The organism is Corynebacterium sp. ZY180755 (assembly GCF_054331495.1).
The window spans coordinates 319,141-342,821 of sequence record NZ_CM135811.1 but is presented as its reverse complement, the minus strand read 5'-3'; the positions used below and the strand labels follow the sequence as shown (position 1 = coordinate 342,821).

Genomic DNA, 23,681 nt, shown 5'->3' with positions numbered 1-23,681 from the left:
CTTAGCGGTTGGCCAACTCGGACTTAACCCACTGTTTGTGGGCCTTACGTTGAGCATCCCATTGCGCCAATGACTGGGTAGCTTTAACCCTCAACCCCTTGAACAGGAACATGGACAGAGGCAGCGCCACAATCAAGGCCAACGTGGCCGTAATAAGAACCGGAACCGGTGCATTGATGGCCATAGCAATGAGCTGAATAACAATCGTGAGACCTAGAAATAACCCTAGGCGGGCGAGGCCGTAGGCGATGACGGCTTTGTAGGCACGGTCTCGGACGTTGGTATCTACCACTGGCTCTTGGGCGTTAATATTTCCACTCACCTTGCCAACAATACTGCGATTTTAGTGTAAATAAAACAGCACATAAGTCACCAAAAATCCGTTCCCACATTCCGCAGGCCACGGCGATTGCATTTTGGGTACTCTGGGACTTTAGATTGGTGTTTTCATATTCTTCAACTTTTGGGAAGGTGTCCAGCCGCATGGGTCGTCTCATTTTGCTCATTCTCCTCATCGCAGCCATTGTCTTGGTGTGGAAGGCTTTTGGGCCTGGAACATGGAGCAAGAATCGCCAGCAGCTCGAGGCCCAACGTCAGCAGCAGATCAAGGGGCCAGACGATGATGAAAACTTCTTGTGGGAACTAGAGAAGAACCGCTTTAAGAAGCGGCGCGCTCAAGAAGAAGCCGAAAGGCAAGAGCAAGAACGGATCCGCCGCGCGCGGCGCAAGTACGAATCGCCACAGCCGCATGAGGAAGGTAAAGAGTCCGAACCTAAGGACCCTGAGCCCCCAACAGACCAGACTCACTAAAAAATGGAAGTGGGCGATCACCTAGGAAGGTGATCGCCCACTTCTGTTTTGGTGGTGCTTAGTTCAAGCCAGCGTAAGAGTGCAGGCCCGATACCACCATGTTGATGAAGAACAGGTTGAAGACCATAGTTGCTAGCGCAACAATGTTGATCCACGCGGACTTGGAGTCACGCCAACCAGCCGTAGCTCGAGCGTGGAGGTATGCGGCGTAAAGGATCCACGTGATGAAGGAGACGGTCTCCTTAGGATCCCAGCCCCAGAATCGACCCCAGGCAGACTCAGCCCAAATTGCGCCCAATACGATGCCCAAGCCGAATACCGGTACGGTGACAATGGCTGTGCGGTAAGCGATAGTATCCAACAGCTTCGCGGACGGCATTGGCTTAGCCAGCGCACCAAGGAATCCCTTTTCCTCGCCACGCGGCTGGCTCATACGGATCAGGTAAAGAATAGAGGCAACGCCTGAGATCATGCCGATCGATGCGCCAATTGAGACGGTAGAAACGTGGATGGGGAACCACATGGACTGTAGCGCGGGAACAACCGGTGCGGAGTCAGCGTAGAGCTTGGTACCGCCAAAGAACAACAATGCCAGGATCGGGGTAAGGACCCAGGGCCACATAATGCGCAGCTCTTTACGCTGCAGGAAGAAGGCCGCGGTGACCATGGCACACAGTGAAATCACGAGAACGTACTCGTAAAGATTGCCAAACGGGAATCGGCCAGCGGACAGACCACGAGTAACGGCGGATACAGCGTGGACAATAATGCCCACCCAAATCACCATCTGCGCCATGCCTGCGAACTTCTCAGCCGAAGCGTCCTTGGTGGCGAGCTTCTCAGTAAGCTCGGATTCAGAACCAAGTGCAGCGCCTCGTGCTTCAGAGTCAACGGTTCCGCCTCCCGCGGCAACCAGCTCAGGATTACGCACCAAGTTCAGCTCGCGTTTGATGTCCACAATGTCACGTGCCTTCATGTAGTACACGACAGACAGGATCAATCCGAGGAAGTAAATGACGAACGCTGAACCGTAGGCGGTATCAGACAGTGTTGCTAGTGAACTATCAACATTCATAAAGGCGCTCTCTACCCAATATCTCTTTAAGCGATGTACGTTAAAAACGTAACCCAGTGTGGTCAGTTTTTATTTCCACAAGGCGCAAAACATAGGTGCGCCACGTAGTCGTTTGATAACCCTAGTAGATCCACCCACTTTTGACCAGCACCGCAGCTGCGATTATCCGCAGCTCATGCGTTGTTTTTCAATACCTTCATCCATGCTTTATTTCCGCACATCCACTTTTACGCCCGTGTGCTGGGATAACCGTGTTTGGGCCGTTACTACTACTCAAGGTACAACTAAAGATTGAGAACAAGTGTTAAAACTGTCACGCACGTTATTTTTCCCCCTAATCCGGTTACATTACGTACGGTGGATGGGGAAAGCACTCACGTATTCAGTTGGGAAATTCGTGTTATATGACCACACCAGACCATAACCCTACCGAACCGGCAACGCCTCGCGATATTCCTATGCAGGCTCGCTACTTCGTCCAATTCATCGATGATCAATCAGACGATTGGAATGAGGGCAGCACGTGGGCCCCAAATGAGGAGATTGGTCGCAAACTGCTCGAGGTGTTCAAGCACACTATGGAAAGCGATCCCGCTATGGCTGGTCGCCTTTCCAATGCTAGGTACCGCCTCGTGCGGCGCTACGTTACAAACGCTGACGTCGTGGCAGAGGTTTCTTAAGCGGAAATGACAAAAGTGGCACCATGCACTTTGTTGATCATGGTGCCACTTTCTTTTACTTATTTGGTGACGAGTTCTTCCTCGTCCGCATCAATGTCGTCTTCGTCATCCGGATCAGGAAGGCCCAGAATCCTGCGATGGACACGGTCATATTCTTCGCCCCAACCGGCGCGGTCGGTGCGAGCCAAGCCTCCGGTCTCTACGTAGGTAACGCCATCCGTTACTGGACGCAGGCGGACCCACACTCGGCGGCGCTTAATGGAAAGGGAGCCAACCAAGGAGCCTAGGCCAAGAATGGTGAACATGAGCACCCACAGCTGCGATGGATCATGGGAAACTTGGTAGTTTGCAAACTCTTCTGCACCCTCAAAGGTGAGCACGGTGCCGTCATCGAGTGTGACGGATTCACCCTTGGTGAGGTTCACGCGCTCGATTTTCTGCATCTGACCGGAGTGGACCAAGGAGGTATCAAGGCTGAAAATTGACTGGCCAACACCAGTATCAAGGCCGTTGTCACCGCGGTAGATATCGATTGCCACTGCGGGGTCAGTCATCGCTGGGAATCGAGAGGTCAGCAGCTCCTGGTTCTCGCCGTCCCACTGAGCGGTTGGGGCAAACAGCCCCTGGATGGACAGCTGGTTCTGCCGGCGCTCGTAGAGATCCTCGTACATGCCTGCTGGCGGATCAAAGCGCATCACGCCAGAGGAAAGGAAGAATGTTGGATCGTCTGGGCGCCACTGGATCGTCTGCGTGCGCTCTTCGCCATTTGGCCACTTCACCGTGAATGTAGGTGCGAAGCCGTGGCCCTGGAGATAGACGCGGTCACCTGCTACGCGCAGCGGGTGGTTCACCTTCAAGGTGTAGTCCTCCCACGTGGATGAGTCGGTATAAATATCCTCACCCTCAGCGTAGGAAATCTCGGAGGTAAACATCTCCGCTTGGCCGTTTGGCAAATAGTCAGCTTTGAAGTTGTGTACTTCAAAACAGAACGGGTGGAGGCCGGTGCCGTCAAAGGTTAGGCCCGCGCGGAAGGAGTCATAGTTAGCCAGCGCAGTGTTGCAGAACTCAGTGTTCATGTTCTCTTTTTCACTGGCCACCACGATCACTTGGCCTTCATATGAGAACAACCTGCCCACAGCGATAGCGGCGAGCATGCCTACGAGAGACAGGTGGAATACTAGGTTGAAGAACTCGCGCAGGTAGCCCTTCTCCGCGGAGAAGGATCGTGCTCCGCCGCGGTCTTCCTCCGGAGTGTACTCCGCCACATGCCACTTCTTGAGCGCCGCGCGAACGTCTGCTTCAACCTCCGCAAGCGGTTTCTCCACGCTGCCTTCACCGTGCAATGGCAGGCGCTGCAGGTTTTTTGGTGCTCTAACGGGCGGCGTCTTCATCGCCTTGTAGTGGTCCCATGAACGCGGAATGATGCAACCGATCAGGGAGATGAACAGGAGCACAAAGATCGCAGTAAACCAGGTGGAGCTGAACACGTCGAACAGCTGCAGCTTGTCATAGAACTCAGCAAGCTTGCCATTGACCTCGATGTATTCGATAACCTTGGATTCATTCAGGGAACGCTGCGGAAGCAGTGCGCCCGGGATGGCTCCCAAGGCAAGTAAGAAGAGCAACACCAACGCAGTACGCATCGAGGTGAGCCAATGCCACGCTTTCTTCAGCGAGGTGATCACGGTGTTCACAAGATTGTCCTTTTAGATTGTTGTTGAACTTCTAACGAGCCTAGAGCAGGAAGCCCTCATAAGTGGTGGTGAACTGCTGCATCCACGAGATGAAGTAAGACCACAAACCTGAGAGCAAGGCTAGTCCTACCAGTATCATCATCACACCACCAATGATCTGAATGGTGCGCGAATGCCTGCGCAAGAATCCTACGCCGTACGCCGCCTTGGCTGAACCAAATGCGAGGAGCAGGAACGGCAACCCCAATCCTAGGCAGTATCCCAAGATCATGAACACGCCCCGGGCTGCGGTCATACCTTCCGTACCCGCTGATATCGAAATGATGGCAGCGAGGGTTGGGCCAAGACATGGGGTCCAGCCAAGGGCGAAGACACCACCAAGCAGAGGCGCCCCCACCCAGGTTGACCACCGCTGCGGAGCGAAGCGATGTTCTTTCTGCAGGAAAGGAACGGCCCCCATGAACACCAGGCCCATCAAGATGGTGACAACGCCACCAACACGCATCAGCGTCTCAGCATTCAGGGTCAGCGCACTGATGGCACCGAAAACGGTAACGGTGGCCAACATGAACACGACGGTGAACCCGAGGATGAAAAGTAGCGCTGCGCCTGCCACACGCCACCTGCTCTTCTTGGCAACAGCTGGACCGTCATTCCCATACTCCATTTCAGCGCCTACTACACCTGCAAGATAGGAGATGTAGCCTGGCACCAACGGAATGACGCACGGGCTAGCAAAGCTCACTAGACCAGCGAGCGCGGCAGCGAGGAAACCGAGAAACAGAGGACCGTTGCGGGTTATCTCACCAAACTGCTCACCCAACCCTTGGGCGAGCACGAGAACTGAGGGATCTATCATGCGTTAATCAGTGGCTCCACCACGTCAATGATGTCCTTCGCCGTGATTTCACGGAGGAATACCGCCGCTGGACGGTGTTGCTTATCCAGCACAATGGTGGTTGGGATCACCGATGCTGGCAGGCCACCCAGTCTTGCCGCGGACTTAAATGGAGGGTCGTAGATGCTCGGGTAGGTCAGACCGTTGTCGGCCAGGAAGTCACGGGAAATCTGTGGGTTGTAGTCACGTACGTTGATTCCCAACACGGTGCCCGCATCCTTTTCTTGCAGGTACTCGTGAATTTCCTGAAGGTCATCGGATTCAGAACGGCATGGTGGGCACCACTGGCCCCACGCGTTGAGCACCACTACCTGGCCCTCATATTTGTCAATCGACTCCGTTGCGCCCTCCTCCATGAGGGACTCGCCTTCAACGTTTTGGAGTGGCTGACGATCTGCCTCGTCGTAGAAGATCTCCTGTTTGCCCTCTGGTGAGTAGAACTGGAAGGTTCCGCCAATGGCAACGGCGTCCGTTCCTGCGGTTTGGTCTTCTCCGCAAGCAACAAGGCCAGCGCTGAGCGCGACCACGGATACTGCTGCGGTGACGGCTTTTCGGGCAGAATACTTTCGCATACTTATCTCCTAGATAGCCTGCGCTGGCTCGGTGTAGATGAAATCGACCAGATCTTCACCATCAAAGACGAGGGAACTTACGGATGCCAGATCGCATCGGCGAGCAGCTGGGTTGTGGGCCAAGGGCTTGCCCTGTGCGAATCGCTGCACCATGACGATGGGCAGTTGGTGGCTGACGAGGATGGCTTCCCTACCTCGAGCATCAGCCCTGGCATCACGGATGGCAATCATCATGCGGTCCAGAATGTCCGTGTAGTGCTCACCCCAGCTTGGCAATGATGGATTCTTCATCAGTGGCCAGTGCTTTGGGTTCCATAGGTCAGAACGGATGCCCTTCACATGAAGCCCCTCATACTGGTTGCCTGCCTCGAGCAAGTTGGCATCGACCTCAACATCCAATCCTGTGACCCTAGCAATTGGGCGGGAGGTCTCTTGAGCACGCTCCAGCGGAGAGCTTCGCAAGACTGCTACGTCATGGCCTTCAAAGGATTTAGCGGTCGCTTCCGCCATCTGCTCACCACGAGTAGACAGGTGGTATCCGGGGATACGCCCATAAAGAATGCGATCCGGGTTGTGGACTTCTCCGTGGCGAACAAGGTGGACGATGGTGATGGTCATTGCCTACGTGATCTTTCTCAGATGATGGTCATGGAAGATTCGAATTGGTGCGCTGTATGCGGTGGGCTAGGCCACCGCCGCCGCTGCGGCCTTGGCCGCTGGTTTGAGCGCCGCCTCGATGCGCGCGAAGTCATCGTCGGTAAGCGCAGTGGAGACGAACCAGGTCTCAAACACGCTTGGCGGGCCGTAAATGCCGTTGTCCAACAGGGTGTGGAAGAACGGTGCGTAACGGAAGGTATCCGCTGCCTGCATGTCTTCAAAGTTACGTCCCTCTTCCTCCCCGAAGCGGATGGAAAGGAACGTTGCCGCGCGCTGCATATGGTGCGCAACGCCCTCCGCGGTGAGAGCGGAAGAAATCAGATCGGACAAGCGATCCGCGTTGGCACGGACGATGTCATAAGCAGCTTCATCTGCCAGTTCGAGGCTTGCCTTGCCCGCCGCCATGGCCACCGGGTTACCGGAAAGGGTGCCTGCCTGATACACGGGGCCCTTTGGCGCGAGGTACTCCATGATGTCGCGACGACCACCAAAAGCCGCGGCTGGCAGACCACCGGAGATGACCTTGCCAAAGGTGGTGAGGTCACCTGCAACGTTATCCACGCCGTACCAGCCGGAGTAGGAGGTGCGGAAACCGGTCATGACCTCGTCCAAGATCAACAGCGCACCGTTATCGTGCGCGAGCTTCTTCAGCTTGCCGTTGAAATCATCTTGGGGCGCTACTGTGCCCATGTTGCCGGCGGCAGCCTCAGTGATGATGGCAGCGATCTCACCGGGGTTCTCAGCAAAAGCTTTCTCAACAGCGGCGATGTCATTGTAAGGAACAACGATGGTGTCCGCCGCAGACGCACCAGTCACACCAGGGGAGTCTGGCAGAGCGAATGTGGCAACGCCACTGCCTGCCGACGCCAACAAGGCGTCCACGTGGCCGTGGTAGCAGCCCGCGAACTTGATGATCTTCGCGCGACCGGTGAAACCGCGCGCCAAGCGCACGGCAGACATGGTGGCCTCCGTGCCGGAGTTCACCATGCGAACCTCCTCCACGGAAGTGCGGTCAATGATCATCTCCGCCAGCTCGAGCTCCGCCTCACAAGGCGCACCAAAAGACAGACCCTTTTCAGCTGCCTTGATAACCGCTTCTTTGATCTCTGGGCGCGCGTTACCACTGAGCATTGGGCCCCATGAACAGCAGAGATCTACATACTCATTGCCGTCCACGTCATACAACTTAGAGCCCGACGCAGACTCAATGAAACGAGCCTGACCACCAACAGAACCAAACGCACGAACTGGGGAGTTCACGCCACCTGGAATCAGTTTCTGTGCACGCTCCAAAAGTTCAGCGGAACGCACAACATTGGATGAGGTTGGGGTCTTAGCTAGTTCAGTCATGCCCACCATTGTAAGACACCGTACCTAAAACGAAAGTTTGACAGTCACACAAACCCAGCACCTTTGCAACCTCTGTTAGCTGAGATGTCTTGACACTCAAAACGGCAGGCTTTGCGATTGCTGCAGGTCATGAACGCAATTCAATAACCCCAGCCTTTTCTTTCACATTAAAATCCTCATCATCACAATGACATACGCCCAGCTAGGACCCCAGTACAATTTTTCCGCCTCAAGATCTTGTGGGAAAACTGGTGCGTTGGCTGCTGGGTGGGTCTACCATGTCTTGTGTAAACCAAAATGAATATAGAACTAGGTTGGGGTGCCCCTAGAGTAGGGGCTGAGATTACACCCATTGAACCTGCTCTAGTTAGTACTAGCGAAGGGATACCTCTTTCCATGGCATACCGTCATGCCCTGTCCACGTCCGATCTGGACCAGGTGGGCCAACTCATCATTGAATTTCGTCGTCAGACTCCGCTCGTGCAGTGCCTGACCAACGAAGTAGTTTCCCAGATAACTGCCAATGCCCTGCTTGCTGCTGGCGCCTCGCCTGCTATGTGCGATACCCCCACAGAATCCCGTGCCTTCGCCAAGACGGCAAGTGGCGTCATCATCAACGGTGGCACCCCCACCCCGCACCAATACGAAGGCATGCGTGAAGCCATTGCGGGGGCGAATGAGGCGGGAACCCCATGGGCGCTAGACCCCGTAGCTGCCGGCGGCCTAAGCGAGCGCACTGAGTTTTACCATGAAGCCCTTACTCACAACCCATGGGTTATCCGCGGCAATGCATCCGAAATCGCCGCCCTTGCCGGCCAGGGTGCTGGCGGGCGTGGCGTGGACTCCACGGACCACGTTGATGACGTGATTGGAGCCGCGCAAACACTGGCCTCTCATACCGGCCACGTGGTGGCTATCTCGGGCGAAAGTGATGCCATCGTCAGCAACGCTGGCGTTACCTTCGTGGCGGGAGGCCATAAGACGATGACCCAAGTCATTGGAACTGGCTGCTTCCTGGGTGCGCTCTGCGCAGGTTACGCCGGTGCCGCAAAAACTGCCGGGCTGGATGAGCACCTAGCCATCGTGGCTGCCCATGCCCACACCAAGGCAGCTGGGCAGAAAGCCGGCGAGAACTACGCAACCAAACCAGGATCTTTTGCCGTTGCCTGGCTCGACGCCCTAGCCGAACTTGACGCTTCAGACATCCTAGCTCGCTGCCAGTTCACTGCCACCTCCACCAGCGCATAAGAGGATGAACGTAAATATGCTGAATCCAGGAACATCCACTGACTGGTCGGTGTACCTCGTTACCGACCCTTCTTACGTCGAACCAAGCGATCTTCCCGCCGCCGTACGCACTGCCATCGAAGGTGGCGTCACCGTGGTCCAGCTCCGCGATAAGCACGCCACTGAGGAAGCCTTCCGCGCTCAGGCCACTGCGCTTCGGGCAGCTATGCCAGACGATGTGCCTTTGTTTGTTAATGACCGCGTGGAGATCGCCCAAGAGTTGGGACTTCACCTGCACATCGGCCAATCTGACATGCCTTATGTTGACGCCCGTAGACTGCTCCCAGCACAGCAGATGATTGGCCTCTCCATCGAAAACGAACACCAGTTAGATACCCTACTGCGCGAGTGCTCCGAAGCAGGGGTCAAACTACCGGATGTCATCGGATTGGGACCAGTACTCGAAACTGCCACCAAACCAGATGCCGCTGATCCAGTAGGCGTGGACGGGGTTGCTGTGCTCGCCCAAAAAGCACGTCAGCACGGCATAGCCTCCGTTGCCATAGGTGGCGTGAGCCTTGCCAATGCCCGCGCACTGTCTGAAACGGACATTGACGGATTATGCGTGGTCTCTGCAATTATGGGGGCAGAAAACCCAGCTGCTGCCGCTAGCGAGCTAGCTCGCGCATTTCGATCTCCCGCTATTCCTCGAGTCCTGTCCATCGCTGGCACTGACCCGTCTGGAGGAGCAGGCGCCCAAGCAGATATCAAAGCAATCTCCGCCGCAGGTGGCTACGCAATGAGCGTTATCACCGCACTGGTAGCTCAAAATACCCAAGGCGTGCGCGATATTTGCATTCCTGACACTCAGTTCCTGCGTCAACAATTAGACAGCGTCAGTGATGACATCTGCATCGACGCCATTAAAATAGGCATGCTGGGGTCTACGGAGGTCATCGCCACGGTCGAACAATGGCTCAGCGCCTTTTTACGCCGTAACCCTGACTGCCCAGTGGTTGTAGACCCCGTCATGGTAGCTACCAGTGGTGATCGCCTTCTCACCTCGGAGTCAGAGGAGAAGCTTATCCAGCTCCTGAACTATGCCACCGTGATCACTCCCAACAGTCCTGAACTCGCTGTAATCGCAGGTGAAGACGAACCGACCACGTGGGAAGATTCCGTTGAGATGGCTACGCGGGTAGCAGCAAAACACGGCGTGGCGGTGATCGTAAAGGCTGGCCATCTCCCCAGCGAGGACGTCGGCAACGCGGTGGTTACAGCCGACGGGCTCATCGCGATGTATACCACCCCACGAATCAACACCGCTAACACCCACGGAACTGGCTGCTCCCTGTCCTCAGCGCTTGCCACCAGGCTAGCCAAGCGTGATGCACTCCCCGCGGCCTTAGAGTGGACAACACAATGGCTGTATGAGGCTATTGAGTTCGGTCACGTACAGGAAGTAGGCCACGGGCACGGCCCGGTGGATCATTTCCACCGACTACGGCGCCTGGCCACCGCGGGCAACACCACTCCCCTGCCGTTTCATTCAGCGTCAACGGGAAGCTTGCTTCCTGCCTGCGCTACCCACATCACTCCGGCGATTGCTCCTGCCGGGCCGTGGACTGCCCAACTGTGGGCATCTAGCGCGGATGTCTTTTCCGCCATCCTCAACTTGCCGTTTATCAAGCGCCTTGCCACGGGAACCCTAAGCACCGGAGAATTCACGTTTTACCAAGCTCAGGATGCCCTGTATTTGAAGGAGTACTCTCGCGCCCTAGCCACCCTGTCTGCCAAGGCGCCGCTAAGCGCAGATCAGGTGGCCTGGGCTAAGAATGCTCAAGAATGCATTGCGGTGGAATCACAGCTGCATGAACAGTGGCTCGGTGTGGACTACCCGAGTACTGGCCCTTCCGGTGTCACGCAGTCCTACACGGATTATCTTGCTGCGCGAACCTCGCTCGATGAGTACGCCGTGGGCGTAGCAGCTGTGTTGCCGTGTTTCTGGCTGTACTCGGAGATAGGTATCCGCCTGAGCAACGCTAACCATGAAGATCACCCATACCGTGCATGGTTGGATACCTATTCTGACGATGAATTCGTAGCCTCTACCCGCGAGGCAGTCTCTCGCTTGGAGCGCGCACTTGAATCGGCCAGCGGCACTACCCGCCGCCGCGCCGCCCGAGCCTACTTGCAAGCCTGCTATCACGAACTGTGGTTCTTTGATCAAGCTACCCGAACCTACGATATGTAGGCGCTCCGCTGGTTAAACTCGAGGCTTCAACAGACTTCCATGGGGAGGCCCCGAGTCTCCCTAGTTAGGAGATCACCTTCAGCCCGATGATTCCGCCCACAATCATCAGCAAGAACAGAATCTTCACCACCGAGACGGGTTCCAATCCAGCCGCAAACGAGTAGATCAGCGTTGCTGATGCACCTACCCCAACCCACACTGCATAAGACGTGCCCAGCGGAAGAGACCTCATCGCCCATGCTAGCCCGCCCATAGATATTGCCAGTGCCACAAAGAAGGCTAGCGACGGCCAGAGTTTGGTAAATCCGGCCGACTTGTCCAACGCGATTGCCCACACTGCTTCAAACAAGCCCGAAATGATCAGGACTATCCACGCCATACCCATCTCCCTGCTTGGCTATTGTCTGGTGACTTTGCATCGTTACACGGTGTGCACCCCACGCTGCATGCAACCGTAACAGCCATCAATTTTCCGGCTGACATTAACCGGGGTTTCTTGTTAAAGCAAGAGGCTCTCCCCGCGGGGAGAGCCTCTATACAGTTCTTAGCCAATCAGGCGTTTAGCCGCTGCGCGTGCTTCAGCGATGACGTTCGGCACACCTACGCCATCGCGCCAGGCACCGGTTGCCTCGATACCGTCGGCGGTACGCAGGATCTCGCGGATCTCGTCCACCGTATTGAGATGATCAGGTTCGTACACCGGCAGGCCGCCGAACCAGCGCTGAACGTAGATTTCCTTAAGCTCCGCCTCGCGGCCGTCAAAACCTGTGATGGTCTTGAGGTCATCCAGAGCCCAATCCACCAGATCATCTTCTTCAGCGCGAACCAAAGCATCGTCGCCGAAACGGCCGAAGGAGGCACGCACCAGCGCGCCACCGCGCTCACCTAGGTGAGGCCACTTCTTGGATGAGAAAGTAAACGCCTTAGCTTTCACACCTTGCTCATCGCTGGCAACTAGTACACCAGAGTTATCTGGGAGTCCTTCGGCTGACTCGAACTTCATGGCCACCACAGCGGAGCTAGCCAGCTGAATCTTCTTCAGCGGTTCAACGGCTTCGGGAAGGATCTGCTTCATCAGCATGGCTGTTGTTGGCGCAGGGGTGGCAAACAATACCTTGTCAAAGGTTCCCTCACCGGCGCCTTTGAGCTGGAAGCCATCCTTATTCTTAGTGACGCCAGAAATGAAGGCATCAATGTGGATGGTGGCGCCGGACTTCTCAGCTAGAGCCTCATATGCTTCTGCGTAGCCGCCGTCAAAGGATGCGAATACCTGTGGCTTGTAACCCGGCACCTTCGCTTCCATCTGCTTGTTGTTGGATTCCCGCATGGAGCAAATGCGCTCCACCGCACCGGACAGGGTTACCTTGACGCCCTGCTCCTTCATGGCGTCAAAAGTGTTCGCCAGCTGTGGGATGGTGGCACGGATACCCAGATCATCGGAGGAACTTGAGTACACACCGCCTTGCAAGGCGGACACCATATGGTCTACTACCTGGTCGCCGTAGCGTTCACGCACGAGCTGTCCCAAGGACATATCGCCCTCGCCCCACGCAATCTCGTCCTGCTCGCCTTCGGCATCAATCTTTGCTTTGGTGGCGTCATCGACCAAATCACCCAACTCGTCAGAGTTAGCCGGAATGCCCATGGCGGTACGTTTTGGCATCTCGTGCAGCTTGCCGCCGGAGTAGAGCAGGCTGGGAAGACCCGATGGCGCGTGAAGCTTATCCTTGAGCCCGAGCTCGGCGAAAAACTCGGTAGCGTCGCGACGGAAGGCGAGGTAGGCCTCCGCCCCAACGTCCGTCGGGCCGGACGCGAAAGGCACGGTGTACAGCTTGCCGCCAATGCGGTCGGCGGCCTCGAACACCTCCACTTCTGCTTCAGGAGCGATCTTTGACAGCTCGTATGCAGCGGATAGGCCAGCGAGGCCTGCGCCAATAATTGCGATACGCATTGCGTATTCCTTTCGCGGGGACGTTATTACTTTTTGTGATTCTAGTGCTGGTGGATGATTTCCACAGCTCGAGTGATTGCTTCAGGCTCAGTAGTAGGAAGCACGCCGTGGCCCAAGTTGAAAATGTGACCGTTGGCATCGCCCGCAGCAATGGCAGCATCCGCCTCTGCACAGATGCGGGTTACTTCCCTGTCCATCACAGCTTCTCCCGCAAACAGGATTGCGGGGTCCAAGTTGCCCTGCAGGACCTTGGGGCCAGAAACAGCCTTAATGCGCTGGGCTGCCACGTCCATCGGCACGCGCCAATCCACACCCATAACCTCTGAGCCGGCCTGGGACATGGCACCTAGCAGTTCGCCGGTACCCACACCAAAGTGGATTCGAGGAATACCTGCAGAAGCTATTGCTTCGAAGATCTCTGTGGAGTACGGAAGCACGAATTCGCGGTAATCGCGCTCAGTAAGGAAGCCCGCCCATGAATCAAACAGCTGCATGGCGTCAATGCCGGCTTCGATTTGCACCTTGAGGAAATGAATGACGGTAGGGGTAAGTCGTTTCATGAGCGCATGCCACAGCTCAGGTTCACCGTGCATCATGGCCTTGGTCTTCTCATGGTTCTTGGACGGACCACCCTCAATGAGGTAGGAGGCAAGAGTAAACGGCGCACCAGCAAAACCGATCAGCGTCTGGGTATCAGTGAGCTCATCCAAGATGATGCCGATGCCCTCAGCAACCTCAGGAACATCGTGATCAAGAATGGCGAGGTTCTGCACGTCTTCCTTGGTGCGGATTGCCCTATCCATCACTGGGCCGCGGCCAGGCACGATCTCCACGCCCATACCGGCAGCCTTAAGAGGAACCACGATGTCAGAGAACAGAATTGCTGCATCTACGTCATGGCGACGCACTGGCTGCAGGGTGATTTCTGCGAGCAGCTCTGGCATGAAGCAGGAATCGAGCATATCGATTCCTTCGCGGACCTTACGGTACTCAGGCAGGGAACGACCTGCCTGGCGCATGAACCATACTGGCCTGCGTGTTGGCTGCTTCCCAGAAGCAGCGTCGAGAATTGGAGCATTGCTCAGGTTTCGGCGCTTTTCAGACATAGCCTCAATCATGCCCTGTTCACCAAGGTTTTAAAAGTAAACACTCCCCGACTAACCGCGTAAACCCGTTGGCCCATTCGTAGTCAGGCGCGTAGCCAAGAGTTAGACGGAGATTTCTGGGTGCAGATCCTTGACGCTCATCTGCCGCTCCTTGCGCGCGGCGAGCACAGTGATGGCGAAGAACACTACAGCCACACAGGCGAGCACAGCAATCGCTTGCGTAGCGCGGGGATCCGCCGCATGATCAACCCCAACAATGGCATGGCGAATGAGGTTGACCGAGTACGTCATCGGGTCATAGTTGTGGAAGAAGCGCAGCGGTGCAGGTTGGGTTTCCGGTGGATATAGACCGCCGGAAGACACCATCTGCAGGCTCATCAAGCCCAAGCAGATGACGCGACCCACAGTGGCGCCGAGGGCGGAGTTGATTCCTTGAACCAGAGCCATGAAGGACATGGAGATAATGCACATGCCCGCCCAGAGTCCCCATTCATGCGCAGCTTCTAGGCCGATGAATTGCTTCTGTACCAAGAACATGATGGTTGCCTGTGCGAGGCCAACGAGCATTGGCGGGAGGTAGGACACCACGGCTACGCGGAACGAGCTCATGCCGGAGTCAATGGCACGCTTGTGCAGGGGCCTCATCACCATGAAGGTCACGGTGGCCCCAATAAATAATCCGATTGAGATGAACATTGGTGACAGGCCTTCACCGAACAGGCTCATCGTGTGCTTGGGGTTGACCTGCATGACCGGAGTGGAGACGCTACGCGCGGCGTCGGGACGGATATCGTCGCCAAACTGTGGAACCTGCATGGCCCCTTCGTTGATCTTGAGCGCCAACTCGCCAGATCCAGCGTCCAGCTGCACTAGGCCATCTGCTAGCTGGTTGGCGCCCACGGTCAGCTGGGTAGAGCCTGCGGAGAGTTTGCTGGTGCCACTGGCTAATGTGCGCGCACCCACCACGAGCTTCTGCGAACCGTCCTTGAGGGTGTGCAGGCCGGTAGCGAGCTGTGCAGATGCATCCGTGGCACGGTTCACGCCGGCGCGATAGTCAGCGGCGGGGTCAACCAGCTGGCGGTGGATCTCTGCGGCACCGTCCTTCAGCTGGTTTAGCTGGCCAATGATCTCAGACTCCGATCCCACACCCTGCGTACGCAGCTGAGTGATGAGTTTGTCCGTCTCCTCAGCCAAGGAAAGAGCCTGGGGCACGCCGGTTGAGCGTAGCTGGGCGGATAGGTTGACCAACGGTATGAGGAGGTTTTCCTGCGCTTGCGAGGCGCTATTGGCCAGATCCACTATGCGATTAACGCCCTCGGAGACCTGGCCCGCGCCGTTGCCCAGGGTATCCGTGGCATCGTTGAGCTGGCCGAGCCCTCGCGCTAGCTGATCCGCACCATTGCTCGCGGTGGACACCCCTTGGTCGAGCTGCTCCGCGCCGCTGGCGAGCTGCTGCGCGCCGTCGTCTGCGGCCTTGAGGCCGTCGTTAAGCTGGCTGGCACCTGAGGCCAGCTCGGTGCCGCCGTCCTTGGCGCGCTGCGCGCCGTCGTTAAGCTGCTGTGCACCATCGCCGGCCTGTCGCATGCCCTCACCAAGGGTATTGAAGCCCACCAACAGCCTGTCCGCCACCTGCGAGCCCAATTCAGTGTTGATGGTGTTGAGCACCACCATCACTACGTTATTTCCCAGCACCTGGGCAAGGAATCCATTGTTGTTGTTATAGACCGCGTTGAGCGTGGCCTGATGTGGATTATCTGAACTAACGCTGGTAGCTGCTTCAGAAAAATCCTCGGGGAACTCGATACCAAAGTAGTAAGTACCGTCCTCGATACCCTGAGCAGCCTCCTCGGGTGAGACCTCTGTCAGGGTTATCTGATCATTCGCCAGCAAATTCTCCACGATCTGATCGCCAACGTTCACGCGTTCGCCGTCCAGCTCCGCTCCAACGTCTGAGTTCACCAAGGCCACCGGCAACCGATTGATGCGCCCCACAGGATCCCAATAAGACCACACCAACAGGCCACCAAAAAGCAGCGGGAGCAGGATGATCACGAGTAGCGCCAGTGGCCCCAACTTACCGCGAAAGAAACGTTTGAATTCGCTACCGATGTGAAACAGATTCATTTACGCCACATCTTCCTCATCGATCAGGGCATCACAGACACCTGCGTCATCCGTATTTGCCGACACAACGAGCACCGGGATTTCCTGCGATACCTCTGCTAATCGACGCAGCACCGCAGCCCGCAGCTCCATGCTGCGCAGCTGGTCAACATCATCAATGACCAGAAGCTTCGCTTCTGGTCGAGCAACCATCGCCAGAGCGACGCGCAGCTGAAAACGCTCGAAAGGGCTCAATGACCCCGCGCTGAACTGAGACGCATTCTCAAAGTCGAGATCCAAACGAAGCAGCTCTGCGATAGACATAAACTGCCCAATGTGCGCAATGTTTCTGGGGACGCGCTGATACCACGGCGAAGCCCAAGCCACCTGCTCACGCACGATGGACGCCACGCTGACTTCACGCTCCAAAGAATCCAATTGTGGCACGCCCGCAAGAGCCACCGCCTTGTGCAACTGAGAAGCCGTGACAGTTTCGCCCTCAACGAAGATCTGGCCGGACTTCTGTTTCATTCTGCCGGCCAGCGTCATTGCCCACATCGTAGAAGATGATTCCCTACCTGAATGAAGCAACGTCAAGCCTTCACCGACGCGAATATCGACCTTAGGACGCGCATTAGCGAGCACTAGTCCTTCCGTAGCTAAAAGCTCTACGTGAGACAATGCCATCACCTCAATTCATATGTGTGACCGCACAAACTGTTTTCACTAAGAAAATATCAGCGCACAGGCAACTACAGTCGGGTTTCAAGACTCTTCTATCTACCTTGAGCGCAACAGTAGTACAACTGGCCCCACAGGCTCTAGAACGTGGCGACCATTCGAGACCGAACGTCAATGACAACAGATGCCACCAACATCAGCACAGTGGCCATCATCGGGTGAAGCAGGCCAAGGATAGCCAAGATAATAGTCACGGCATTGTAAGCCCAGGCCAGGATCAAATTATTGCGGATGAGGTTACTCATCTTCCGCCCCAGCTTAAACAGCCAAGGAATAGGCGCAGTCTTACTCTCCAGCAATACAATGTCTGACACCGGCCGATCCAAAATTACCTGGCCGTCAAAATCGTGCATAGCGTCCAGCAGGATGCCCAAATTGGCTACCTTGAAGCATTCAGACACAGATTTATCACCGACCATGGCCACATTCATTCCGTGGGAACGAAGAGAGCGCACTGTCTGGGCCTTGGTGCCCGGCTCAATTCCAGCAATCACATTGGAAACGCCCACCGTGTCACCGTACCTACGAGCCACTGGGTACGTGTCACGGGAGAGCATCATGGTCTCTAGCCCAAGATTTTCCAGCTCATCTACCGTCGAGGTGGCGTCATCCTTAAGGTGGTCATGCAGCGTGATAACACCACGGTCCTTGCCCTTCCAGCTGACCACGATGGGTGTGCCACCGCTAACTGCAGCAGCAGCCAATCGACCAGTCAGCTGCGAGAGATTGCGTGGCCTCCACAGCATCGCCTCCATGCTGCGCACGACAGTTTCCCCGTCAGAATCCTTCATCGGAATCTCCACGGTGGCACGGTAATTTCCGTACTCGTCGAAACCAAAGTTGCTTGTCTCGAGCCACGAAGGAATGGAATCATCCGTGGCCTTGTCACGCGCTTCACGCGCTGCACGGACTAGTGCACGCGACAGCGGATGATCACTATCCAACGCCAACGCGCCCGCGATCCTGGTGACCAGCTCAGCATTTTCACCCGGCGCAGCGGTGACGGACTCCACCACCATTTCGCCTTCAGAGAGGCTTCCCACGCGGTTGAATATGACCGCGTCAATCTCCTCGATGTTGCGCAAAGATTCAGCGTCATCGATAAGGACACCGCGACGCGCGGCATTTTCGATTCCCGCGCGCAACGCAACCGACGCAGACAGCGCGAGAGCCACAGGGGCGGTACACGCAAGCACGGCCAGCGCCGATGCAAAAGCCTGCCCATAGTTGTTGGTCACCAGGGCCCACAATGCGAAGTCAGCCGCAGCCACCACCAACGCAATGGGGACAAGAAAACTAGCCGTGCGGGTAGCAATCGCATCTGCCTTGTTCTGGTGCACGGAGGCTTGCTCAATCCACCGGTACACAGCACTCAACCACGTACGGTGGCCCACATGCTGCACGCGGACTTTGATTGGCTTGGACTCATTAATGCAGCCCGCGTAGACCTTGCTGGACACTTTGGCGGTATAGGGGCTGATACCTAGCGCGTCAGCCGAAATCTCTGACGATCCACCCACCACCATGCCGTCAACTGGGATAATATCGCCCGGCTCTACAATGACATCGTCACCAACGTTGAGCTTCTGGATCTGAACGTCTTCTGTGACCACTTCACCGGTCTTGCGATTCTTCATCGACACAGTAACTAAGTGCGTGGGATTCGGCTTAAAGTTTTCCAGCACCGTCAAGTAATTGACACGCGCCTTTCGGGACACCAATCTGCCGAACAGCAAAATCACGGTCACGCCACACGCCACATCAAAGAACAGTAGCTTGTCATGCTGCCTGATGAACGCCAAGGAGATCCAGTCTGGGTTTGACCTAAACGATGGGTCACCAGCCTCAGTGAACAAGATCATGATGATGGACCACACCCACGCGAGGATGATGGCGATAGAGCTAGCGGCATCTAACGCCGGCAAATGCCTCCGCGCACCACCAATAGTGGCCCGGTGGAAAGGCCACGCACCATAGAAGACCACGGGGGCAGACAACCCTGCAAGCACCCACTGCCAGTGATCAAATTGGAACTGCTCATAGTAACTAATCAGCAGCACTGGCATAGCAAACAGAAAACTCACCAAAAAACGTCGCAGCGTGATGAGCTCACGTGCCGTGAACAACACATCATTTGCGTTACCCTTGCGGCCCGGGCGCGCGTTATTCTGCTGATCCAAGAACCCAGTCTTACGTGCAGATTCCCGGGCCGCGTCCTCGCGAAGGGACTTCTCCCTCAGCTTATGGGATAGGGTCAGCGTACGATTCTTGCGTTGTTGCCTACGCCGGGCGCGCCGAAGGCGCCCGTTTTCCACGTCCGCCCACGCAATGCGCCTGCTTAACGACGATTCTGTCAGCGTCGCGGCGATCCCGTGCTCCGCAAACACCGCGATGATCGCATTGGGGTCAATATTGCTACTCACCGTCACCCATGCACGGTGAGTGGGGAAAACGATGCGGATGTCCACACCAGGCAAATCATCGAAATGAGATTCCAACTCACCTGCTTCGTAGGCGTTCTTCATGCCTACTAAATCCAAAGCGAAAGAGCTTTTTCCTGCTGAAAGCAGATCCTCCGAATCAGCCTCCTCTGCCAATTCCGAAAGACGAGAACCAAGGACGCGCCCCGACGCATGCACACCTGCCTTCTCCGCGGCGGACTTCGCCTCCTTGATGGCGGAAGATAACTCCTTATCTTCCCTCTGCGCGATGAGATTCTTCAGAGCCTGGTCTTTTTCCAGCTCTCGCTCGCGTTGAGAAATGTCCTTATCCCGAATAATTGGCATTGAGCCGGTGGTCGTAGGCTCATCTGGGTGAAAGCTAGGTTCATGAGTAGGTTGGGAAGGCATCAGGCGCCTCTTCCAGTAGAGATATAAGTGCTCACTGCGGGAGTTAAGTACACAACCACGCTGACTGCGAGCAGCACAACGATCAACATCATTCCGATCCCCCCGATACCCAACATGATGGACATCAAGTTCAGGGCGATGAGAACTGAGGCCGCGCCCACATACACGCGGCGGGCCACAAAACCGGCATTGGAGAACTGCGCCGCCAGCGCCGCAATGATCAATCCACCAATGATGTTGACGATCCCCAAGAAACGATAGTTCTGACGGACAGCATCGATGACTTCTTGGTCAGTGCTGTCAGGTGGCGTGGTGGTGATCATCACCAACGCGGAAACAATAAGTAGGGCGGCGGAGACAATGGCCACGTAGTACGCCCACGTCAGCGCCTTAGGCTTTGACGCGTCCGAAGACGATGGTGTTGATGATGCCACTACGCAGCCTTTCTAAAACCCGAAATAGGAAACTAAAGAGTGAATATATCAAATCAACCCGCACGAGATTTCATTAAATAACAACAAAAGCCTGCCTAAGGCTCAACTCCCCAAGCAGGCAACTAACTACTCTGACGAAGACTATTTCTTCGTTGCCTCGTCCTCTGAGTGCTTCTCATCTTCAGCGGTGCCAGGCTTCTTCGGCTCATCCTTTGCCTTGCCGTTTCCTAGTAAGGAACTAAACAAGGACGTCGATGAACTTTTAGCTTGATCGTTATTAGCGTTAAGGCTACTGCCCTGGCCACCTTTCTTCTCACCAGCAACCCAATCAACGGATTCCTTACGGTTAATCAGCACCGCGCCCACAACTGCAGACACGCCCACCACGATCTGCAGCACACCGCTAAGCGCATAGTAGGCCACAGGGAGATCACCAACCGGAGGAGTGAAGGTCACCATAATCGCCTTGAACAATAGGTAACCGGCGAAGAACGACAACAGCTGTTGCAGGCTATCAGCGTTTCGTCCACGGGTATTTACCTTGTGAACGAAGTAGGCAATAGCACCCAGAACCGCCAAACTCAACACCAGCGAAAAAACCAACGCTGAAACAGAGACTGCCGTGATCATGGAGTCAGACCACTCTTGACCCTGTTGCTCCCCAATCTTCACAACCTGGGCGCGCAGCCTGCCCATATTGAAGAAACTGGCACCTAGGTTGAGGAGCTGTTGGATACCTTCCAACGCCAGCGCAACAAACCACGCGCCAACGCCGAGCACCATTGCTTCAGGCTTAGCGTTTGGGTCCGTGTCCTTCTTCGCCTCACGCGGCTGCTTCGTTATGTTGGCGCTCATCTGCTCCTCATTAGACCTGGCAAGAAAAATCTACGTGCCTACTCAGAGTATCCGAAAGCCCGCTACAGACAAATGCGGGCCGCTTCCACTATTACATCGCGTTCCCCGCTTGGCCATTTCGGGCCCCACAGCTGAAATCTGTGGATAAGTTTTACTTCCGGTTTGGGTTATCCACAGGGTTTTGAGGCCCTAGTTTTCTTCACACATTTTTGTGTTTAGCGTTGGTGCCATGACCGATGATCACGCAGCACTCAAGGATTACCTCACCGCCCTAAACAGCGGTGCCATCCTGCTGCGCGCATTCCACGGCCACAAACACTGGGAATTCGACACCATCGCCCCACGCGACGCACAAGAACTCATCGGCACCGCCGCATGGCTGTATGGCACAACCAGGTACACGATGCAGCAACGCAAGACACGGGAAGCCGCCATTGCCCACGGGTTCTCCCTGTCCGTACTCACCATGATCCGCCGGCACGTAGAAAAACTTTCTACAGAACGCGAACAATGGGTACTCTGGCGCGAACTCACCAACAAGAAACGCCCTGCCGCCGTGATCAACACACTCGCCCTCAAGCGCGTGAAAGACTTGAAACAAACACCCGCCACACGCAACACCGCGATGCGCATTGTGCGGGGTGCAGACGGCATGGGCACCCTCTATTTCACCGCACCCCACGCACAACTGGCCGACATCAACCGCAGCCTTACAGAAACCGTAAAAAGTCTGATGGAAGCGGATAAGGATAAAACCAAGAATCAGGCCCGGGGTGAAGCCTTCGCCGAACTCCTTAGCGGCGACGCTCAAGTGGCCCAAGGTGGTTACACACCACTAGTAGTCGTCCCAGTAGAAGAACACGCCAAGATCATCCGCGGTAAAGGTGACGGTATCAAGGTGGTGTGCTCTGATGGCACCGTCCTAACGGATAAAGAATACCTAGAACGCCTACTAGCAGACTATGGGCTGGTTGCCTTGGTGGATGAAGAAGAAGGCACCCTCAACATGTTCCGCACACAACGCTTCGCCAACCAGAAACAACGGTTAGCGGCGTTCGCGGAAAACCCCACCTGCGTAGCCCCAGGCTGCACGGTAGCGTTCGATGACTGCCAACTCCACCACGTCGTGGCATGGAAAAACGGTGGCGACACCAACATCAAGAATTTGGTGCCACTGTGCGCCTACCACAACGGGATCAACGATGATGACTGGTGGAACAACATCCACGGCCACATAGAAAAACGCGGACCGTTTGCCTACTGGGTATCCGCTTATGGGTTACCGGATCGACGAAACCAGCACGCGCTCGCCATGCTCGGTGGCTGCAGAAAAATCTTCGGATAACCCCACCCAAAAAACACAACAGCCGTAACACCACAAGGTGCTACGGCTATAGGCACAGGCTTTACTTCTCCCGCAGCTTCTTCGCTGCGTCTACTGCAAAGTAGGTAAGAATCTGATCTGCTCCGGCGCGCTTGATAGATGTCAGGGATTCCATCATTACGGCATCGAGGTCCAACCAGCCGTTTTGGGCAGCGGCATGCAGCATCGCGTATTCGCCGGACACTTGGTATGCAGCTACCGGTACTTCAGACATGTGTGCGACCTCGCTGAGGACATCCAGGTAAGGCATTGCTGGCTTGACCATCACAAAGTCAGCGCCCTCATCAATATCCAACTCCACCTCAAGTAGAGATTCCCTGAGGTTAGCTGGGTCCTGCTGGTAGGTGCGGCGATCGCCGTCGAGGGATGAGCCCACAGCGTCACGGAAAGGACCATAGAACGCAGAAGCGTACTTGGCGGAGTAAGCCATGATCGCTACATCTTCGTAGCCTGCATCATCGAGTGCTTCGCGGATGGCCACAATCTGACCGTCCATCATGCCAGAGGGGCTGACGATGTGTGCGCCTGCCTCAGCCTGAGCAACGGCCATATTCTGGTACAGCTTCAGCGTGGCGTCATTATCAACCACTGTGGTGCCGTGATGATCCTGCGAGAGCACACCGCAGTGACCGTGATCGGTAAACTCATCGAGGCACGTATCCGCCATGATCAGCATGGTGTCACCGAACTCATCACGGAGGCGCTTAATGGCGCGGTTGAGGATTCCCTCTGGGTTCCACGCTTGGGATCCTTCTGCGTCTTTGTCCTCTGCTTGTGGAACACCAAACAGGTCCACGCACTTGATGCCAAGATCACGGGCCTCCGCCACTGCTTCTACCAGCGAGTCCATGGTGTGCTGGTGCACGCCAGGCATGGAATTGATTTCCCGTGGTGTTTCAATTCCGTCAGCAATGAACATCGGGAGGATGAAGTCAGCTGCGCTCAATTGCGTTTCTGCCACCAGTGCACGCATCGCCGGGTTGGTGCGCAATCTACGTGGGCGGCGAGTTGGGACCGGAGTTGATTCGAACAAAGCCATTG

At 55.9% G+C, this 23,681-nt stretch carries 21 protein-coding genes and 1 riboswitch; of the genes, 5 read left to right on the top strand and 16 right to left on the bottom strand.

All coding sequences use genetic code 11. The features are described 5' to 3' along the window. Nucleotide 1: 1 nt before the first annotated feature. The gene (locus tag ACXM2N_RS01600) at nt 2-322 is read right to left on the bottom strand and encodes a DUF4229 domain-containing protein (RefSeq protein WP_458489372.1); all 321 of its coding nucleotides are present in this window, start codon (nt 320-322) and stop codon (nt 2-4) included. Between the two features lie 161 nt (nt 323-483). On the opposite strand from ACXM2N_RS01600, the gene ACXM2N_RS01595 reads away from it, so the two are divergent. Continuing rightward, nucleotides 484-810 (top strand): hypothetical protein, encoded by a 327-nt coding sequence (locus ACXM2N_RS01595; protein WP_458489370.1) that lies wholly within the window; start codon nt 484-486, stop codon nt 808-810. 58 nt (nt 811-868) lie between these two features. Here the strand turns inward: ACXM2N_RS01595 and ccsB are convergent, their stop codons facing one another. Beyond that, on the bottom strand, nt 869-1,885 hold the full coding sequence (gene ccsB / locus ACXM2N_RS01590) for a c-type cytochrome biogenesis protein CcsB (protein ID WP_458489368.1): 1,017 nt from the start codon (nt 1,883-1,885) through the stop codon (nt 869-871). A gap of 404 nt (nt 1,886-2,289) precedes the next feature. Between ccsB and ACXM2N_RS01585 the strand changes: the two genes are divergently transcribed. Continuing rightward, the gene (locus ACXM2N_RS01585; protein ID WP_458489366.1) at nt 2,290-2,565 is read left to right on the top strand and encodes a hypothetical protein; all 276 of its coding nucleotides are present in this window, start codon (nt 2,290-2,292) and stop codon (nt 2,563-2,565) included. 59 nt (nt 2,566-2,624) lie between these two features. Here ACXM2N_RS01585 and ACXM2N_RS01580 read toward each other — a convergent pair whose 3' ends face one another. The 5 genes from ACXM2N_RS01580 to hemL all read right to left on the bottom strand — a co-directional run bounded on the left by ACXM2N_RS01580 (nt 2,625) and on the right by hemL (nt 7,736). Next, entirely contained in the window at nt 2,625-4,208 is a 1,584-nt protein-coding gene (locus tag ACXM2N_RS01580; RefSeq protein ID WP_458490951.1) for a cytochrome c biogenesis protein ResB, read from the bottom strand. 91 nt (nt 4,209-4,299) lie between these two features. After that, nucleotides 4,300-5,118 (bottom strand): cytochrome c biogenesis CcdA family protein, encoded by an 819-nt coding sequence (locus ACXM2N_RS01575; protein WP_458489364.1) that lies wholly within the window; start codon nt 5,116-5,118, stop codon nt 4,300-4,302. Then, a complete protein-coding gene (locus tag ACXM2N_RS01570) occupies nt 5,115-5,729 on the bottom strand; it encodes a TlpA family protein disulfide reductase (RefSeq protein ID WP_458489362.1) in 615 nt (204 codons plus the stop codon). Before ACXM2N_RS01570 ends, ACXM2N_RS01575 begins: the two co-directional genes overlap by 4 nt. 9 nt (nt 5,730-5,738) lie before the next feature. Next, nucleotides 5,739-6,347 (bottom strand): histidine phosphatase family protein, encoded by a 609-nt coding sequence (locus ACXM2N_RS01565; protein ID WP_458489360.1) that lies wholly within the window; start codon nt 6,345-6,347, stop codon nt 5,739-5,741. A 66-nt stretch (nt 6,348-6,413) separates the two neighbouring features. Continuing rightward, entirely contained in the window at nt 6,414-7,736 is a 1,323-nt protein-coding gene (hemL, locus tag ACXM2N_RS01560) for a glutamate-1-semialdehyde 2,1-aminomutase (protein WP_458489358.1), read from the bottom strand. A 305-nt stretch (nt 7,737-8,041) separates the two neighbouring features. Then, nucleotides 8,042-8,139: riboswitch (TPP riboswitch) on the top strand. Between hemL and thiM the strand changes: the two genes are divergently transcribed. Beyond that, the gene (gene thiM / locus ACXM2N_RS01555) at nt 8,133-8,984 is read left to right on the top strand and encodes a hydroxyethylthiazole kinase (protein WP_458489356.1); all 852 of its coding nucleotides are present in this window, start codon (nt 8,133-8,135) and stop codon (nt 8,982-8,984) included. (Overlaps the previous riboswitch by 7 nt.) Before the next feature lie 16 nt (nt 8,985-9,000). After that, nucleotides 9,001-11,217 carry a bifunctional hydroxymethylpyrimidine kinase/phosphomethylpyrimidine kinase gene (locus ACXM2N_RS01550; RefSeq protein WP_458489354.1) on the top strand — a complete coding sequence of 739 codons (2,217 nt, stop codon included), beginning with the start codon at nt 9,001-9,003 and terminating at the stop codon, nt 11,215-11,217. A gap of 64 nt (nt 11,218-11,281) precedes the next feature. On the opposite strand, the gene ACXM2N_RS01545 is transcribed toward ACXM2N_RS01550, so the two are convergent. The 8 genes from ACXM2N_RS01545 to ACXM2N_RS01510 all read right to left on the bottom strand — a co-directional run bounded on the left by ACXM2N_RS01545 (nt 11,282) and on the right by ACXM2N_RS01510 (nt 21,256). Further along, nucleotides 11,282-11,596 (bottom strand): DMT family transporter, encoded by a 315-nt coding sequence (locus ACXM2N_RS01545; protein WP_458489352.1) that lies wholly within the window; start codon nt 11,594-11,596, stop codon nt 11,282-11,284. A gap of 165 nt (nt 11,597-11,761) precedes the next feature. Then, the gene (locus ACXM2N_RS01540; RefSeq protein WP_458489351.1) at nt 11,762-13,168 is read right to left on the bottom strand and encodes a protoporphyrinogen oxidase; all 1,407 of its coding nucleotides are present in this window, start codon (nt 13,166-13,168) and stop codon (nt 11,762-11,764) included. A 41-nt stretch (nt 13,169-13,209) separates the two neighbouring features. Further along, complete coding sequence (hemE, locus tag ACXM2N_RS01535) at nt 13,210-14,274, bottom strand: uroporphyrinogen decarboxylase (RefSeq protein WP_458489350.1); 1,065 nt, start codon at nt 14,272-14,274, stop codon at nt 13,210-13,212. 102 nt (nt 14,275-14,376) lie between these two features. Next, on the bottom strand, nt 14,377-16,398 hold the full coding sequence (locus ACXM2N_RS01530; protein ID WP_458489349.1) for a YhgE/Pip family protein: 2,022 nt from the start codon (nt 16,396-16,398) through the stop codon (nt 14,377-14,379). Then, nucleotides 16,399-17,064 carry a hypothetical protein gene (locus ACXM2N_RS01525; RefSeq protein ID WP_458489347.1) on the bottom strand — a complete coding sequence of 222 codons (666 nt, stop codon included), beginning with the start codon at nt 17,062-17,064 and terminating at the stop codon, nt 16,399-16,401. Between the two features lie 134 nt (nt 17,065-17,198). After that, on the bottom strand, nt 17,199-19,904 hold the full coding sequence (locus ACXM2N_RS01520) for a heavy metal translocating P-type ATPase (RefSeq protein ID WP_458489345.1): 2,706 nt from the start codon (nt 19,902-19,904) through the stop codon (nt 17,199-17,201). A 62-nt stretch (nt 19,905-19,966) separates the two neighbouring features. Next, complete coding sequence (locus ACXM2N_RS01515; RefSeq protein WP_458489343.1) at nt 19,967-20,401, bottom strand: hypothetical protein; 435 nt, start codon at nt 20,399-20,401, stop codon at nt 19,967-19,969. A 141-nt stretch (nt 20,402-20,542) separates the two neighbouring features. Beyond that, on the bottom strand, nt 20,543-21,256 hold the full coding sequence (locus ACXM2N_RS01510) for a hypothetical protein (protein ID WP_458489341.1): 714 nt from the start codon (nt 21,254-21,256) through the stop codon (nt 20,543-20,545). A gap of 229 nt (nt 21,257-21,485) precedes the next feature. Here ACXM2N_RS01510 and ACXM2N_RS01505 point away from each other — a divergent pair, with 229 nt between their 5' ends. After that, nucleotides 21,486-22,601, top strand: a complete 1,116-nt coding sequence (locus tag ACXM2N_RS01505; protein WP_458489339.1) for an HNH endonuclease signature motif containing protein — start codon at nt 21,486-21,488, stop codon at nt 22,599-22,601. Nucleotides 22,602-22,662: 61 nt separating this feature from the next. Here the strand turns inward: ACXM2N_RS01505 and hemB are convergent, their stop codons facing one another. Continuing rightward, nucleotides 22,663-23,679 carry a porphobilinogen synthase gene (gene hemB / locus ACXM2N_RS01500; protein ID WP_458489337.1) on the bottom strand — a complete coding sequence of 339 codons (1,017 nt, stop codon included), beginning with the start codon at nt 23,677-23,679 and terminating at the stop codon, nt 22,663-22,665. Nucleotides 23,680-23,681 lie beyond the last annotated feature (2 nt).

Coding starts and splice junctions, on each gene's coding strand:
- ACXM2N_RS01595 (WP_458489370.1), top strand. CDS start 484: ATGGGTCGTCTCATTTTGCTCATTCTCCTCATCGCAGCCATTGTCTTG.
- ccsB (WP_458489368.1), bottom strand. CDS start 1,885: ATGAATGTTGATAGTTCACTAGCAACACTGTCTGATACCGCCTACGGT.
- ACXM2N_RS01585 (WP_458489366.1), top strand. CDS start 2,290: ATGACCACACCAGACCATAACCCTACCGAACCGGCAACGCCTCGCGAT.
- ACXM2N_RS01580 (WP_458490951.1), bottom strand. CDS start 4,208: ATGCGTACTGCGTTGGTGTTGCTCTTCTTACTTGCCTTGGGAGCCATC.
- ACXM2N_RS01575 (WP_458489364.1), bottom strand. CDS start 5,118: ATGATAGATCCCTCAGTTCTCGTGCTCGCCCAAGGGTTGGGTGAGCAG.
- ACXM2N_RS01570 (WP_458489362.1), bottom strand. CDS start 5,729: ATGCGAAAGTATTCTGCCCGAAAAGCCGTCACCGCAGCAGTATCCGTG.
- ACXM2N_RS01565 (WP_458489360.1), bottom strand. CDS start 6,347: ATGACCATCACCATCGTCCACCTTGTTCGCCACGGAGAAGTCCACAAC.
- hemL (WP_458489358.1), bottom strand. CDS start 7,736: ATGACTGAACTAGCTAAGACCCCAACCTCATCCAATGTTGTGCGTTCC.
- thiM (WP_458489356.1), top strand. CDS start 8,133: ATGGCATACCGTCATGCCCTGTCCACGTCCGATCTGGACCAGGTGGGC.
- ACXM2N_RS01550 (WP_458489354.1), top strand. CDS start 9,001: ATGCTGAATCCAGGAACATCCACTGACTGGTCGGTGTACCTCGTTACC.
- ACXM2N_RS01545 (WP_458489352.1), bottom strand. CDS start 11,596: ATGGCGTGGATAGTCCTGATCATTTCGGGCTTGTTTGAAGCAGTGTGG.
- ACXM2N_RS01540 (WP_458489351.1), bottom strand. CDS start 13,168: ATGCGTATCGCAATTATTGGCGCAGGCCTCGCTGGCCTATCCGCTGCA.
- hemE (WP_458489350.1), bottom strand. CDS start 14,274: ATGTCTGAAAAGCGCCGAAACCTGAGCAATGCTCCAATTCTCGACGCT.
- ACXM2N_RS01530 (WP_458489349.1), bottom strand. CDS start 16,398: ATGAATCTGTTTCACATCGGTAGCGAATTCAAACGTTTCTTTCGCGGT.
- ACXM2N_RS01525 (WP_458489347.1), bottom strand. CDS start 17,064: ATGGCATTGTCTCACGTAGAGCTTTTAGCTACGGAAGGACTAGTGCTC.
- ACXM2N_RS01520 (WP_458489345.1), bottom strand. CDS start 19,904: ATGCCAATTATTCGGGATAAGGACATTTCTCAACGCGAGCGAGAGCTG.
- ACXM2N_RS01510 (WP_458489341.1), bottom strand. CDS start 21,256: ATGAGCGCCAACATAACGAAGCAGCCGCGTGAGGCGAAGAAGGACACG.
- ACXM2N_RS01505 (WP_458489339.1), top strand. CDS start 21,486: ATGACCGATGATCACGCAGCACTCAAGGATTACCTCACCGCCCTAAAC.
- hemB (WP_458489337.1), bottom strand. CDS start 23,679: ATGGCTTTGTTCGAATCAACTCCGGTCCCAACTCGCCGCCCACGTAGA.